Annotated in this window: 9 protein-coding genes and 1 pseudogene; 5 read left to right on the forward strand and 5 right to left on the reverse strand. The window is 73.1% G+C overall.

Annotated elements, in window-relative coordinates; all coding sequences use genetic code 11:
* Positions 1 to 27: 27 nt before the first annotated feature.
* Entirely contained in the window at positions 28 to 1,998 is a 1,971-nt protein-coding gene (locus tag ACQPW6_RS08710) for a hypothetical protein (protein ID WP_433888978.1), read from the forward strand.
* 63 nt (positions 1,999 to 2,061) lie between these two features.
* Here the strand turns inward: ACQPW6_RS08710 and ACQPW6_RS08715 are convergent, their stop codons facing one another.
* Positions 2,062 to 2,550, reverse strand: coding sequence for an N-acetyltransferase family protein (locus ACQPW6_RS08715; RefSeq protein WP_433888979.1), 489 nt, complete (start codon positions 2,548 to 2,550; stop codon positions 2,062 to 2,064).
* 146 nt (positions 2,551 to 2,696) lie between these two features.
* Between ACQPW6_RS08715 and ACQPW6_RS08720 the strand changes: the two genes are divergently transcribed.
* Positions 2,697 to 3,629: a phosphatase PAP2 family protein gene (locus ACQPW6_RS08720; RefSeq protein ID WP_433888980.1), complete on the forward strand. Its 933-nt coding sequence runs from the start codon at positions 2,697 to 2,699 to the stop codon at positions 3,627 to 3,629.
* Between the two features lie 34 nt (positions 3,630 to 3,663).
* Here the strand turns inward: ACQPW6_RS08720 and ACQPW6_RS08725 are convergent, their stop codons facing one another.
* Complete coding sequence (locus ACQPW6_RS08725) at positions 3,664 to 6,684, reverse strand: bifunctional [glutamine synthetase] adenylyltransferase/[glutamine synthetase]-adenylyl-L-tyrosine phosphorylase (protein WP_433888981.1); 3,021 nt, start codon at positions 6,682 to 6,684, stop codon at positions 3,664 to 3,666.
* Between the two features lie 299 nt (positions 6,685 to 6,983).
* Between ACQPW6_RS08725 and ACQPW6_RS08730 the strand changes: the two genes are divergently transcribed.
* Genes ACQPW6_RS08730 through ACQPW6_RS08740 form a run of 3 tightly spaced genes read left to right on the forward strand, consistent with a single transcriptional unit; the run spans position 6,984 to position 10,447 of the window.
* Positions 6,984 to 7,907 (forward strand): alkaline phosphatase family protein, encoded by a 924-nt coding sequence (locus ACQPW6_RS08730; RefSeq protein WP_433888982.1) that lies wholly within the window; start codon positions 6,984 to 6,986, stop codon positions 7,905 to 7,907.
* Between the two features lie 3 nt (positions 7,908 to 7,910).
* Entirely contained in the window at positions 7,911 to 9,377 is a 1,467-nt protein-coding gene (locus ACQPW6_RS08735) for an MFS transporter (RefSeq protein WP_433888983.1), read from the forward strand.
* Between the two features lie 32 nt (positions 9,378 to 9,409).
* Positions 9,410 to 10,447 carry a TolB-like translocation protein gene (locus ACQPW6_RS08740; protein ID WP_433894468.1) on the forward strand — a complete coding sequence of 346 codons (1,038 nt, stop codon included), beginning with the start codon at positions 9,410 to 9,412 and terminating at the stop codon, positions 10,445 to 10,447.
* On the opposite strand, the gene glnA is transcribed toward ACQPW6_RS08740, so the two are convergent.
* The 3 genes and pseudogenes from glnA to ACQPW6_RS08755 form a co-directional block, all read right to left on the reverse strand.
* Positions 10,444 to 11,805 carry a type I glutamate--ammonia ligase gene (gene glnA, locus ACQPW6_RS08745; RefSeq protein WP_433888984.1) on the reverse strand — a complete coding sequence of 454 codons (1,362 nt, stop codon included), beginning with the start codon at positions 11,803 to 11,805 and terminating at the stop codon, positions 10,444 to 10,446. The genes ACQPW6_RS08740 and glnA overlap by 4 nt on opposite strands.
* A gap of 125 nt (positions 11,806 to 11,930) precedes the next feature.
* A complete protein-coding gene (locus ACQPW6_RS08750; RefSeq protein ID WP_433888985.1) occupies positions 11,931 to 12,758 on the reverse strand; it encodes a hypothetical protein in 828 nt (275 codons plus the stop codon).
* Positions 12,759 to 12,880: 122 nt separating this feature from the next.
* Positions 12,881 to 13,372 (reverse strand): annotated as a pseudogene (locus ACQPW6_RS08755) (nuclear transport factor 2 family protein); the annotation flags it as partial.
* Between the last annotated feature and the right edge of the window lie 40 nt (positions 13,373 to 13,412).

Here is a 13,412-nt window from a genome sequence, read left to right on the forward strand (position 1 = left end):
TCGCATGATGGACTCGTTTGACGAAGCGTGGACACGCACCGGTCAAACAGCCCCGATCCGGCAGCCGACCAGCCGCGCACCGCGGCCTCCACCGCGACCACGGTCGCGGTCGCCGAGGCGGAGGCGGCGCTCGTCGAGCACTATCCACGCCTGGTGCGGCTGGCGTATCTGACCCTGCCGGCCGCGATGAGCCGGCACCGCAGAGTGCTGGTCGCGCACCGGCTGGTGCAGCGGGCGCTGCCCAAGTCCCGTACCAGCACCAAGGCGAACGGCGGGGCGTACGGGCTGCTGCGGCAGGAGGTGCTGCGGGCCGCGCTCGCGTACGGGCAGGCCGGCCGGGTCAAGACCGCGCTCGCCGGGCTCGGGCTGCCGCAGATCATGGGCCTGCGGCTGCATCCGCGGGCCGGCGGCAGCGAGGAGTTGGCGCTCGACCGGGCGCTGGCGAAGCTGCCGCCCGAGGCGCGGGCGGCCTTCGCGCTGTGCGGCGCCGAGGAGTTGAGCCCGCGGGCGGCGCGCGGTGTGCTGGAGACGGCCGGCGCCGCCGACGCGCGCGGCGCGCTGCGGGCGGCGGCGGCCGTCGAGGGCGACCAACGGCTGCTGGCGGAGGGCGAGTTCGACCCGAGCACGCTCCAGACCAGGCCCACCGACCTGCTGCGCCGCCGGCACCGCGGCCGTACCGGTCTGATCGCCGCCGGGACCGTCGCGCTAGCGGCGCTGCTGGTGCCGCTGGCCACCGACGACGGCTCCAGCCCACCGTCCTACGCGGCCTCAGGGCCGCCCGGCTCCGGCGACGCCAAGGCGCAGACGCAGGCGCTCGATCCGGCCGCGCTGCTCAGCCCGAAGGCGGACGAGTGGGCCTCCACCGCGCGGATGGACTTCACCGCCTGGCCGGCCCGCGGCGACGCCGTCTCGGACTCCGCGCTGCTGCGCCGGGCGCTCGCGGTGTGGGCGAACCCGGGCAGCGCCGTGCAGGTCGACGCCACCCCCGGCACCCCGCGCACCGGCCCGTCACAGCCGCCGCAACTGCTCTTCGCCGGCCAGGTGGACAACGCCCGGGTGGTGGTCTTCTACGACGGGCAGCGGCTGGTGCGCTACGCCGAGCCGCGCAGCGGGCACGCCGCCGCCGCGCTGGACTTCGCGCGGGCCGACGACTCCGACATCACCACGGCCGCCGCGGTCGTCCTCGACCGGGTCAACGGCAGCACCCGCTTCCTGACCGCCCCGTGGATCGCCGACGCGCAGACCCGCGACCTGCTGCGGCCCGACCGGCTCGGCACCGAACTGCACCGCACGGCGGCCGGGGTGACCGACCCGGTCAGGATGCCGGGCACCGGCGCCGCCGCCGGGACCTGCGGCACGTCCTGGCCGGTGCTCCAACTGCGGTCGTCCGCGCGGATCGTGGAGCAGCACACCTTTCTGCTGACCGACCTCGGCGACCTGACGCCGGTCCATCTCACGTACACCCCGCCGCCCGGCCCCGGCGCCCCGGCCAGGCAGCCGCGGGAGGCCACCGGCAGCCCGGCGCTGGTCAGCTGGGCGCACAGCGCGTGCCGGCTCGGCGAGCTGCGCGGGCAGGGGGTGAAGGCGGTGAACGACTGGGAGTTCGCCCGTTCCGCGCTGCCGGACGGCGGCGGGGAGGCGTCCTGGACCTGCGACCGGGCCGACACCTGGCGCGGGCCCGGCCACGTCACCGTGCAGTTCGTGCCGCCGGACGCGGGGCCGACCGCGCTCGGCACGGTGGCCGGCGAGCAGACCGACGGGAACGCCTGCAGCCGGTTCGGCCAGCATGTGATGGCCGGGGTGATGTGGAAGTCGCCGACCGGGAACTGGTATCTGGTGGCGGCGGGCAGCCGGGACGTGTCGGCGATCGACGCGACCGCCGGGGTGCGGGCCTCCTCGCACGGCCCCTTCCTCGCGGTACGGGCGGCACGCGGCACCCGGGCGACGCTCAGCGGGAAGCTCAGCACGGGCGGCACGATCGCCCCGCTGGGGCAGTAGGCCCCCGGCCTCTCGAACGCCCCGGGCCGGCCGCGGCGCCCGCCAAGGCCGCCCGCCATCAGCTCAGGCGGCGGCCTGCACCCGCAGCAGCATCGTCACATGGTCCTCGCTGCGCCCGTCCTCCTGCCAGCCCTGGCTGACGTAGAAGGCCCGGGCCCTGGCGTTGGGTGCGAACACCTCAAGGCGGGCAGTGCCCAGTTTGGCGGCCTGCCAGACGGCCACGCACGCCCGGTGCAGGGCCGTGCCCGTACCGGTGCGCCACACCTCGGGGTCGATGTGGAAGTGGAAGAGCTTGTCCCCGTCGAATCGGGCGCCGAGCACCGCGAAGCCCACCACGTGGTCGCCGCGCACCGCGCACAGCACGGTGTGCTCCCGCGAGGTGATCGCCTCCCGGGTGCCGGTCCGCTGCCGCTCCAGCTCGCCGGGGCCGCTGTACGCCTCGCGCGGCAGGTGCCCCTCGTAGTACGTCGCTCGCGCCCGGGCGTGGACGTCACATATGGCGTCCAGGTCCTCGATGACGGCATGCCGGATCGTCGCGTGCGGTGTGCTCATGGGGTAATGGACGCGCGAACGAACAGAATGGTTCCTTCACCGGCATCCCCGGCCATCGGCCGGCCGATGACCGGACGGCCCGCGAATGACCGAATAGGCCGCCCCCCGGCCTGCGCGCTGACAACGATCTGGCAGACTGGTGTCCTATGGGGGAACCGAATGCGAAGACGATGAACGGCCGTCCTGCGGCTCCTCCGCGCTCCACCGGTTCCACAGCACCCGATGGAGCGTCTTCAGAGGAGCGGACGGACTTCTGGCACGCGCTGCTGCGGCGGATGCGTACCCCCCACCGACCACGGTTCTGGTTCGAACTGATCCTGATCGCGGTCAGCTACAAGACCTACTCGCTGATCAGGGCCGCGGTGCCGGACCAGGCCGATGTGGCGCTCGGCCACGCGGACTCGGTCTGGTCGTTCGAGCACCACCTCCACCTCGCCGTGGAGCACGGCGTGAACCACGCGGTGAACTCCGTGACGTGGCTGATCGTGGGGATGAACTACTACTACGCCACCCTTCACTTCATCATCACCATCGGCGTACTGGTCTGGCTCTACTTCGCGCATCCCGGCCGCTACGGCCCGGCCCGGCTGGTGCTGTTCTGCACCACGTGGCTGGCGCTGATCGGCTTCTGGGCGTTCCCGCTGGCCCCGCCGCGGCTGATGGTCGGCGGCAACTTCATCGACACCGTCCGGGTGCACAACACCTGGGGCTCGATGTCCCAGGGCAGCCTGTCGAAGGTCTCCAACCAGTACGCGGCCATGCCGTCGATGCACATCGGCTGGTCGCTGTGGTGCGGGCTGACGGTGGCGATGCTGGCCAAGCCGCTGTGGGTGCGGATCATCGGCGCGCTGTACCCGCTGTTCACGCTGTCGGTGATCATCTCCACCGGCAACCACTTCTGGCTCGACGCGGTGGGCGGCGTGGTCTGCCTGGCGATCGGCTACAGCATCGTCTACGTGATCTACGGCAAGTGGGTCTACCGGCTGCCGAGGTATCCGGAGAACTCCGTGAGCGCGTGGAGACTCTTCAGACTGCCGTCCCGTGACAAGACGGCGGTCGACCAGCCGCGCAAGCCGTAAGCACAAGCCGTAAGCACAAGCCGTAAGAGCGGGCTCAGCCCTCGTAGAACAGGCGTTCCACCACCGCGCGGGCCCGCCGGGTGCGCCGCCGGTAGTCCTCCAGCATGTCGCCGACGTGGCCCGGCGGGTAGCCGAGGTAGCGGCCCACCGAGGCCAGCTCGCGGCCGTCGCCGGGGAAGGTGTCGCCGGGCCGGCCGCGTACCAGCATCACCGCGTTCCGCACCCGGGTGGCCAGCACCCACGCGTCGTCGAGCACGGCCGCGTCGAACGGGTCGATCAGCCCGGCGTCCCGCAGCGCGGCCAGCGCGGGCCGGGTGCCGGTGGTGCGCAGCGCGGGCAGCTCGGCCGCGTGCTGGAGCTGGAGCAGCTGGACGGTCCACTCGATATCGGACAACCCGCCTCGGCCCAGCTTGGCGTGCGTGGTGCTGTCGGCGCCGCGCGGCATCCGCTCGGACTCCATCCGGGCCTTGAGCCGGCGGATCTCGCGGACGGCCTCGTCGTCGAGCCCGCCCTCGGGGTAGCGCAGCGGGTCGATCAGCGCCGTGAAGTGCTCGCCGAGTTCCTGGTCGCCGGCGACCGGCATGGCCCGCAGCAGCGCCTGGCTCTCCCAGGTCAGCGACCAGCGCCGGTAGTAGGCGGCGTACGAGGCCAGGGTGCGTACCAGCGGGCCGCTCTTGCCCTCCGGGCGCAGGTCGGCGTCGATCAGCAGCGGCGGGTCGGCGGTGGGGATCTGCAGCAGCCGGCGCAGCTCGTCGGCCACCGCGCCGGCCGCCCGGCTGGCCTCGGTGCCGTCGGCGCCCTCGCACGGCTCGTGGACGAACATCACGTCGGCGTCCGAGCCGTAGGCCAGCTCCCGGCCGCCGAAGCGGCCCATGCCGATGACGGCGAACCTGGTGGGCAGCGGGTGGGCGTCGTTGCCGGTCACGGCGTTGACCGCGGCGCGCAGGGCGCCCGCCAGGGTCGCGGCGGTCAGCTCGTACACGCACCGGCCGACCCGGTCGGCCAGCTCCGCGGAGTCCACCGGGCCGTCGGACGGTGCGGTGTCGTCACCGTAGGCGTCGAGCAGGTCGGCGGCGGCGGTACGGAACAGCTCGCGGCGGCGTACCCCGCGGACCGCGGCGATGGCCTGCTCGGGGGTGTCGGCGCGGCCGACGGCGGCCAGCACCTCCTGTTCGAGCGCCGGGTACTCGCGGGGCAGCAGCCCGTCGGGGGCACCGAGGATCGCGACCGCCTCCGGCGCCCGCAGCAGCAGGTCGGGGGCCAGCCGGCCGGAGGACAGCACCCGGGCGAGCCGCTGCGCCGCCGCGCCCTCGTCGCGCAGCAGCCGCAGGTACCAGGGGGTGGTGCCGAGCGCGTCGGAGACCTTGCGGAAGCCGAGCAGCCCCGCGTCGGGGTCGGCGGAGTCGGCGAACCAGGCGAGCAGCGGCGGCAGCAGGGTGCGCTGGATCGCCGCCTTGCGGCTGACGCCGCTGGCCAGCGCCTCCAGGTGCCGCATGGCGTCGGCCGGGTCGGCGTAGCCGAGCGCCTGGAGCCGCTGCCGGGCGGCGTCGGTGCTGAGCCTGGTGTCCTCGCTGCCGAGCTGGGCGACCGCGTCGAGCAGCGGGCGGTAGAACAGCTTCTCGTGCAGCCGCCGCACCTCCATGGCGTGCCGCTTCCACTCCCGGTTCAGCGCGGCGACCGGGTCGGTTCTGAAGCCGAGCGAACGGGCCAGCCGGCGCAGGTCGGCCTCGGAGTCCGGCACCAGGTGGGTGCGGCGCATCTTGTGCAGCTGGATGCGGTGCTCCATGAGCCGCAGGAAGCGGTAGGCGTCGTCGAGCGCGGCGGCGTCGGCGCGGCCCACGTAGCCGCCGGCGGCCAGCTCGGCCAGCGCGGTCAGGGTGGTGGGGCTGCGAAGTGAGGAGTCCGTACGCCCGTGCACGAGCTGGAGCAGCTGGACGGCGAACTCCACGTCCCGCAGCCCGCCGGGGCCGAGCTTGAGCTCCCGGTCCACCTGGGCGGCCGGGATGGTCTCCACCACCCGGCGGCGCATCTGCTGGACGTCGGTGACGAAGTTCTCCCGCTCGGCGGCCTGCCAGACCATCGGCCGGATCGCGTCCACGTACTCCTCGCCGAGCGCCTTGTCGCCGGCCACCGGCCGGGCCTTCAGCAGCGCCTGGAACTCCCAGGTCTTGGCCCACCGCCGGTAGTACGCCAGATGGCTGGACAGGGTGCGCACCAGCGGCCCGTTCTTGCCCTCGGGCCGCAGGTTGGGGTCGACCGGCCAGATGGTGCCCTCGGCGGTGGTGTCGGAGCAGACGCCCATCATCCGCACCGCGAGCCGGGTGGCGGCCTGCACCGCGCGGCTCTCGGCGCCCTCGGTGCCGGCCACCTCCTCGGACGGCTCGCCGACGAAGATGACGTCGACGTCGGAGACGTAGTTCAGCTCGTGGCCGCCGCACTTGCCCATCGCGATCACGGAGAGCCGGCAGGCGGCGGCGTCCCGCGGGTTCTCGGCGGCGGCGACGGAGAGCGCGGCGCGCAGGGTGGCGGTGGCCAGGTCGGCGAGTTCGGCGGCGGTGCGCACCAGGTCGCTGGTGCCGCAGACGTCCCTGGCCGCGATCCCGAGCAGGCACCTGCGGTAGGCGGCGCGCAGCTTGTCGGGGGTGTCGGCGGCGGCCAGGCCCCGTTCGAACTCGGCCACCCCCGGGTGCAGGTCGGCGGCCTCGTAGGTGACCAGCGCGTGCCAGTCGGCGGGATGCCTGGCCAGGTGGTCGCCGAGCGCCTCGGAGGCGCCGAGGACGCCGAGCAGCCGGTCGCGCAGCGGTTTGGCGGTGGTCACGGTGTCCAGCAGGGCCTGCTGCTCGGGCTGGTCGAGCGACTCCACCAGCCGGACCAGGCCGAGCAGCGCCTGGTCGGGGTCGGCGGCGGCGCTGAGCGCCTCCAGCAGGACGGGGTCGGATCTGACGGCCGAGAGCGCGGGCGAGTCGAGCAGGCGTTCGGCGGCGCCCGGATCGGTGAAGCCGTGCCGCAGCAGTCGCGAGAACGTACTGCTCCTGCGTCCCTGCGGCACTGTCATCTGCGCTCCGCTCTGCGGGTGGTGCCGGGCCGGTCCGGGCCGGTCCCGAGCTGATCAACTGCCCTTCGCAGCGTAACGGCAAGGGCCCGAGGCTGACACACCGTGGAAGGCCGGGGCGGCGCCGGCCGGCCGCGATACGGGGGCGCCGACCCCGGTCGTTTCCCGGCTCTTCACCGGGTGCTCCCGTCTCTTCACCCTGCATGCGCTGCCCCGGTGGCGGACCGGCCAGTACGGTGCTGCTGCCTTGTTTTGGCATGCACACAGCTCTTCCGCCGCTCCCCCACCCCCGGAGGCAAGCCGTGTACGAACCGAGTTCGCTCCGCCGCGCCCTGTCCCGCCCGCTGCCCGGGCTCCGGCCCCGGCGCCGGCGGACCGCCCTGCTGTCCGCCGCCGCCCTGGCCGCCGCCTCGGCCGGCGTGTGGGCCGCGGTGAGCGGCGACGCGCAGGCGGCCGGCGCGGTCCCGACCCCCGACCACACCATCGTGGTGGTCATGGAGAACCACGCCTACAGCCAGGTGATCGGCAGCTCCAGCGCCCCGTACATCAACTCGCTGAAGACCGGCGGCGCGAACCTCACCCAGTCGCACGCGATCACCCACCCCAGCCAGCCGAACTACTACGCGCTGTTCTCCGGCTCGACCCAGGGCGTCACCTCCGACGCCTGCGTGACGCCCGGTTTCAGCAAGGCCGCCAACCTCGGCTCGGAGGTGGTCGCCGCCGGCAAGACCTGGGGCAGCTACAACGAGACGCTGCCCAGCCAGGGTTCGACGACCTGCAAGAGCGGCGACTACGCGCAGAAGCACAACCCCTGGTTCGGCTTCAGCAACGTGCCGACGTCGTCGGCGAAGACCTTCGCGCAGTTCCCCACCGACTACTCGACGCTGCCGGCGATGTCGTTCGTGGTGCCGAACCTGTGCAGCGACATGCACGACTGCTCGGTGTCCACCGGTGACACCTGGATCAAGAACAACCTCGGCGCGTACGCCACCTGGGCCAAGACCCACCACAGCCTGCTCGTCATCACCTTCGACGAGGACAACTCGCTGAGCGGCAACCGGATCCCGACCGTGCTCTACGGGCAGGTGGTCGCCGCGGGCAGCAGCAACGGCACCACGTACAACCACTACAACCTGCTGCGCACGCTGGAGGACCTGGCCGGGACCAGTACGCACGCGGGGCAGGCCGCCTCCGCCGCGGACATCTCCGGCATCTGGACCAGCTGACCGATGTACGTCAGCGACAGCCGCGGCAGTACGCCCGCGGTGGCCGCCGCGCCGAGCGTCCGGGCAGCTGCCTCCGGGCGTTCGGCCGCGGTCACCTCCACGGTGCTCGCCCTCGGCGCGGTCAGCCTGATCACGGACATCTCCTCGGAGATGGTCACCGCGGTGCTGCCGCTCTACCTGGTCACCGGGCTCGGCCTCTCGCCGCTCGGCTTCGGCCTGCTCGACGGCGTCTACAACGGCTTCAGCGCGCTGGTCCGGCTGGTCGGCGGCCACCTCGCCGACCGCGGCGGCCGGCACAAGTGGGTGGCCGCGTTCGGCTACGGCCTGTCCGCGCTGTGCAAGCCGCTGCTGCTGATCGCGCACACCTTGCCGCTGATCGGCGCGGTGCTGGCGGTGGACCGCACCGGGAAGGGGCTGCGGACGGCGCCGCGGGACGCGATGATCTCGCTGTCGTCCTCGCCGGAGACGCGGGGGCGGGCCTTCGGGGTGCACCGCGCGATGGACACGACGGGCGCGCTGCTCGGGCCGCTGGCCGCGTTTCTGATCCTGCGGCAGGCGGCGGAGGGGTATGACGCGGTGTTCACGGTGAGTTTCTGCGTGGCGGCGGTGGGGGTGGTGGTGCTGCTGCTTTTCGTTCCGGGGCACTCCGCGCTGGGTGGGACGAGGGTGGCGGCTGCCGGGCCTTCGGGAACGGGCCGGGCGGTTTCCGGGCCTTCGGGAACGGGCCGGGCGGTTTCCGGGCCTTCGGGAACGGGCCGGGCCGACGTTCCGGCTGGTGGCGGGGCCGGCGAGCGGCCGTCGCGGGGGGACGGGGTCGGCGGAAGCGGCGAGCGGCCGTCGCCGGAGGCCGGGGCCGGCGGAAGCGGCGAGCGGCCGTCGCTGCGGGCCGCGGTCGGGCTGCTCGGGCGGCGGGAGCTGCGCGGGCTGGCGCTGTGCGCGGTGGCGCTCGGGCTGGCCACGGTCAGCGACTCGTTCGTCTACCTGATGCTGCAACGGCGGCTGGGCGTGCCCGACCGCTGGTTCGCGCTGATGCCGCTGGGCACGGCGGCGGCGTTCCTGCTGCTCGCGGTGCCGCTCGGCCGGTGGGCCGACCGGGTCGGACGCTGGCGGGTCTTCGTCGGCGGACATGGCGCGCTGCTGCTGGCGTACGGACTGCTGCTCAGCCGGCTGCACTCCGGCGGTGTCCTGCCCTACGCCGTACTGGCGCTGCACGGCACCTTCTACGCGGCCACCGACGGCGTGCTGATGGCCGCGGCGGCCGGTTCCGTACCGGCGGCGCTGCGTTCCAGCGGCCTGGCGCTGATCCAGACCGGACAGGCCGCGGCCCGTTTCGTCTGCTCCATCGCCTTCGGCGCGGCCTGGACGCTGTGGGGCGACCACACTGCGCTGGCCGGGGCGGCGGTGGCGCTGCTGGCGAGCGTCGTCCTCTCCACCCGGTTCGGGGCGGCGCACCGGGCGGAGCTCGCGTGAGCGCGCCGGGTGCCGCCGAGGTGGTGGCGGGGATGAGCGCGCGGCGCAAGGTGCTCGTGCTGGTGGTCAGCGTGCTGGTGCTCGCGTGCGTCGGCGGGGTGGCCGTCTGGCGGGCGGACGCGCGGGCCGCGCGCAAGGACCAGGTGCAGGCGGGCGGGCCCGAGGTCCGGCCCGGGCCGGTGTCGCTGGCCGCGGGCGGGCCGCCGCGGATCGTGTTCAGGTCGATGGCCTGGGGGCCGCACCGGGACGAGCTGACCAGCGTGCCCGCGAGCGCGCCGAACGGGCCGCGGGCCGCGTCCGGCGTGAAGTGCCTGCGGTTCGCCGCGGGCGGCGGCACCGGGATCTGCCTCCAGGCCGAGCGCGGCCCGGTCAACGACACCTACCGGGCCGTCGTACTCGACTCGGCGCTGCACGAGACCCGGCACGTGGACCTGGCCGGCATCCCCACCCGGGCCCGCGTCTCACCCAGCGGGCGGATGGTGGCGTGGACGGTCTTCGTCGGCGGCGACTCGTACGCGGGCACGAACTTCTCCACCCGCACATCGATCCTCGACACCCGCACGGGCGTCCTCCAGCCCACCCTGGAGGACTACACCGTCACCCGGGACGGCAAGCGGCTGCGGGCCGCCGACGTCAACTTCTGGGGCGTCACCTTCGCCGACGACACTCACTTCTACGCCACGCTCGCCACCGGCGGCCACACGTACCTGATCCACGGCGACACGGCCACCAGGACCGCGGTCACCCTCCGCACCAACGTGGAGTGCCCGTCACTCTCCCCCGACGGCACCCGGATCGCCTTCAAGAAGCGCGTCCCGGGCCTGTCCCCCGACGCCCCCTGGCGCCTCTACGTCCTTGACCTGTCCACCCTCAAGGACCACCCCCTGGCCGAACCCCGCAACGTCGACGACCAGCCCACCTGGACCGACAACGCCACCCTGTCCTACTCCCTCCCCGGCAACTACGGCTCCGACCTCTACACCGTCCCCGCAAACGGCACCGGCACCCCCCACCTCCTCACCCCCTCCGCCCTCTCCCCCACCTGGCTCGGGGGGAGCCACCAGGGCTAGAGGACCGGGAGGTTCTTCACCAGTTCGAAGGGGGTGACCTGGGAGCGGTATTCCTCCCATTCCTGCTTTTTGTTGCGGAGGAAGAAGTCGAAGACGTGCTCGCCCAGGGTTTCGGCTACCAGTTCGCTGCGCTGCATCAGGTCGATCGCCTCGCCCAGGTTCTGCGGGAGGGGTTCGATGCCCAGGGCGCGGCGTTCGGCGTCGGTCAGGGCCCAGACGTCGTCGTCGGCGCCGGCGGGGAGTTCGTAGCCCTCTTGGATGCCCTTCATGCCGGCTGCCAGGAGGACGGCGTAGGAGAGGTAGGGGTTGGCGCCGGAGTCGAGGGAGCGGACCTCGACGCGGGTGGAGCCGGTCTTGCCGGGCTTGTACATCGGGACCCGGATCAGGGCGGAGCGGTTGTTGTGGCCCCAGCAGATGTACGAGGGGGCCTCGCCGCCGGCGCCCGCGGTGCGCTGCGAGCCGCCCCAGATCCGCTTGTAGGAGTTCACCCACTGGTTGGTCACCGCGGAGATCTCGCCGGCGTGCCGGAGCAGCCCGGCGATGAAGGACCGGCCGACCTTGGAGAGCTGCACCTCCGCGCCGGACTCGTAGAACGCGTTGCGGTCGCCCTCGAAGAGGGACAGGTGGGAGTGCATCCCCGAGCCGGGGAACTCCGAGAACGGCTTGGGCATGAAGGTGGCGTGCACACCCTGCTCGAGCGCGACCTGCTTCATCACCAGCCGGAACGTCATGATGTTGTCCGCGGTGGACAGCGCGTCCGCGTACCGCAGGTCGATCTCCTGCTGGCCGGGCGCGCCCTCGTGGTGCGAGAACTCCACCGAGATGCCCATCGACTCCAGCATCGTGATGGCCTGCCGGCGGAAGTCCATGCCGACGTTCTGCGGGGTGTGGTCGAAGTACCCGGAGTTGTCGGCCGGGGTCGGCCGGGTGCCGTCCAGCGGCTTGTCCTTGAGCAGGTAGAACTCGATCTCGGGGTGGGTGTAGAAGGTGAAGCCGAGGTCGGAGGTCTTGGCGAGCGCGCGCTTGAGCACGTAGCGCGGGTCGGCGTAGGACGGCGAGCCGTCCGGCATCAGGATGTCGCAGAACATCCGGGCGGTGCCCGGCGACTCCGCGCGCCACGGCAGGATCTGGAACGTTCCCGGGTCCGGCTTGGCGATCATGTCGGACTCGTACACCCGGGCGAAGCCCTCGATCGCCGAGCCGTCGAAGCCGAGGCCCTCGTCGAACGCCTGTTCAAGCTCGGCGGGAGCGACCGCCACCGACTTCAGATAGCCGAGCACATCGGTGAACCACAGCCGTACGAAGCGGATGTCCCGTTCCTCCAGGGTACGGAGCACGAACTCCTGCTGCTTATCCATATCCACCCATCCTTGCCGGTCAGGACACCTGCTCCCCGCCGCGTGGCCACATCGGGGATCATGAGCATCGCATCCGACCGTTTCCGGACCGTTGCGGGCGCGCTCAACCCCATAGTGCCTCAGGCTCAGCCGAAGGTGTCGATCGAGGCGATCTTCCAGCCGCCGCCCTGCCGCACCGCGTCCACCGCGAACATCGCCGCCGCGTACGTGGTGGCCGCGGTCTTGCCGGTGCTCGTGTTGCGCTGGTCGGCGAAGACCAGGACCCGGGCCCGGTCGCCGTCGATCAGCTCCACGCCGGTGTCGGTGACGGTGGTGGTCAGGACGAGCCTCTGGGTGGGGGCCTGGGCGCGGACCTGGGCGAGCATGCCCGCGTACTGCTGGACGGCCTTGCCGGTCAGTACGCGCTTGGCGGCGGAGTCGGTACGGGCGGTGTCGGCGTAGTCGTAGGAGAAGACGGCGTTGACGTCCTGCGCGATGGTGCCCTTGAGCTCGCTGGTGCGCACGTTGTCGGTGAGCGCGGTGTTGCCGGTGGCGACGGAGTCGTGCAGGCCGGACGCCTTGTTCGCGGCCCACGCGGCGAAGCCGCCGAGCAGCACGGTGAGGACGGCGAGCAGCGCGACCAGCGTGCCGAGCCGGCTCGGGGGCGGCAGCCGGCGGCCGCCGGCGGTTTCCGCGGCCGGGCCCGGACGGGACGGCGGTCCGGACGCTTCGGGGGTACGGGGGCGGGGCCGGTCGGCGGTACGCGGCCTGGGCCTGGTGGCGACGGAAGCGGAACGGGTCGCGGTGGCGCCCGCGCCCGTCGCCGCTTTCGCGGTGGGCTTGGCGGCCGGTTTGATGGCCGGTTTGGCGGCCGGTTTGGCGGCCGGTTTGGCGGCCGGTTTGACGGTCGTGCCCGGGTGCGGCGAATTGGCCAGTCTGCGCTGCCGGTTGATCAGATGACGGGTCGTGGACATGGGTGCGGCGGTCCTCTCGCGTACGGCTACCGGCCGGCGGACGGCTGGGACGACGACGGCTCGGGCGGCGACGAGGGGGTCGACGGCGTCGAAGGGGACGTGGTCGGCTGGGACGGCTCGGCGGCACTGTCCCCCATCGGCGCCTGGCCGAGCGCGCTGAGCTTCCAGCCGGCCTTGGTACGGGTCAGCTCGCCGAGCAGCCGGCTCTCCTTCACCGCGGGCTTGCTCTTCGGCGCGGTGACGGTGATCCGCAGGGCGACCATCACGCTCGCCTTGCCGGTCCTGGTGTCCAGTTCGGTGACCGCGCCGGACAGCACCCTCGCGGTGCTCACGGTCTGCGCCTGCCGTACCTGCTTCTCGAAGTCCGCCCGGCCCTGGACGAGTTGGGTGTGCAGGTCGCCGGTGGTCGAGCCCTCCCAGATGTCCAGGCCGTGGTCGATGTCGCCGTGGTCGAGGGTGTTCATGTTCTGCACGGCCTGCTCGCCCGCGGCCAGCGCGGTGTCCCGGGCGCGGGCGAACGAGGCGTCGCCGTCGTGCGCGGCGCCGTACCAGGACCACCCGGCCAGCCCGGCCGCGACCGCCGCGGCGACGGCGAGGGCGATGGCCGCGCCCAACACCTGCCGCATGCCTGACCGTTCGGCGGGCTTCGGCTTC

Origin of the sequence: Streptomyces sp. CA-111067, from assembly GCF_050956065.1 — a bacterium.
Classification (GTDB): Bacteria; Actinomycetota; Actinomycetes; order Streptomycetales; family Streptomycetaceae; genus Actinacidiphila.

Excerpts from the sequence above, each read along its gene's own strand:
- ACQPW6_RS08715 (WP_433888979.1), bottom strand. The coding sequence starts at position 2,550 with ATGAGCACACCGCACGCGACGATCCGGCATGCCGTCATCGAGGACCTG.
- glnA (WP_433888984.1), bottom strand. The coding sequence starts at position 11,805 with ATGGATAAGCAGCAGGAGTTCGTGCTCCGTACCCTGGAGGAACGGGAC.
- ACQPW6_RS08725 (WP_433888981.1), bottom strand. The coding sequence starts at position 6,684 with ATGACAGTGCCGCAGGGACGCAGGAGCAGTACGTTCTCGCGACTGCTG.
- ACQPW6_RS08750 (WP_433888985.1), bottom strand. The coding sequence starts at position 12,758 with ATGTCCACGACCCGTCATCTGATCAACCGGCAGCGCAGACTGGCCAAT.
- ACQPW6_RS08740 (WP_433894468.1), top strand. The coding sequence starts at position 9,410 with ATGAGCGCGCGGCGCAAGGTGCTCGTGCTGGTGGTCAGCGTGCTGGTG.
- ACQPW6_RS08735 (WP_433888983.1), top strand. The coding sequence starts at position 7,911 with ATGTACGTCAGCGACAGCCGCGGCAGTACGCCCGCGGTGGCCGCCGCG.
- ACQPW6_RS08720 (WP_433888980.1), top strand. The coding sequence starts at position 2,697 with ATGGGGGAACCGAATGCGAAGACGATGAACGGCCGTCCTGCGGCTCCT.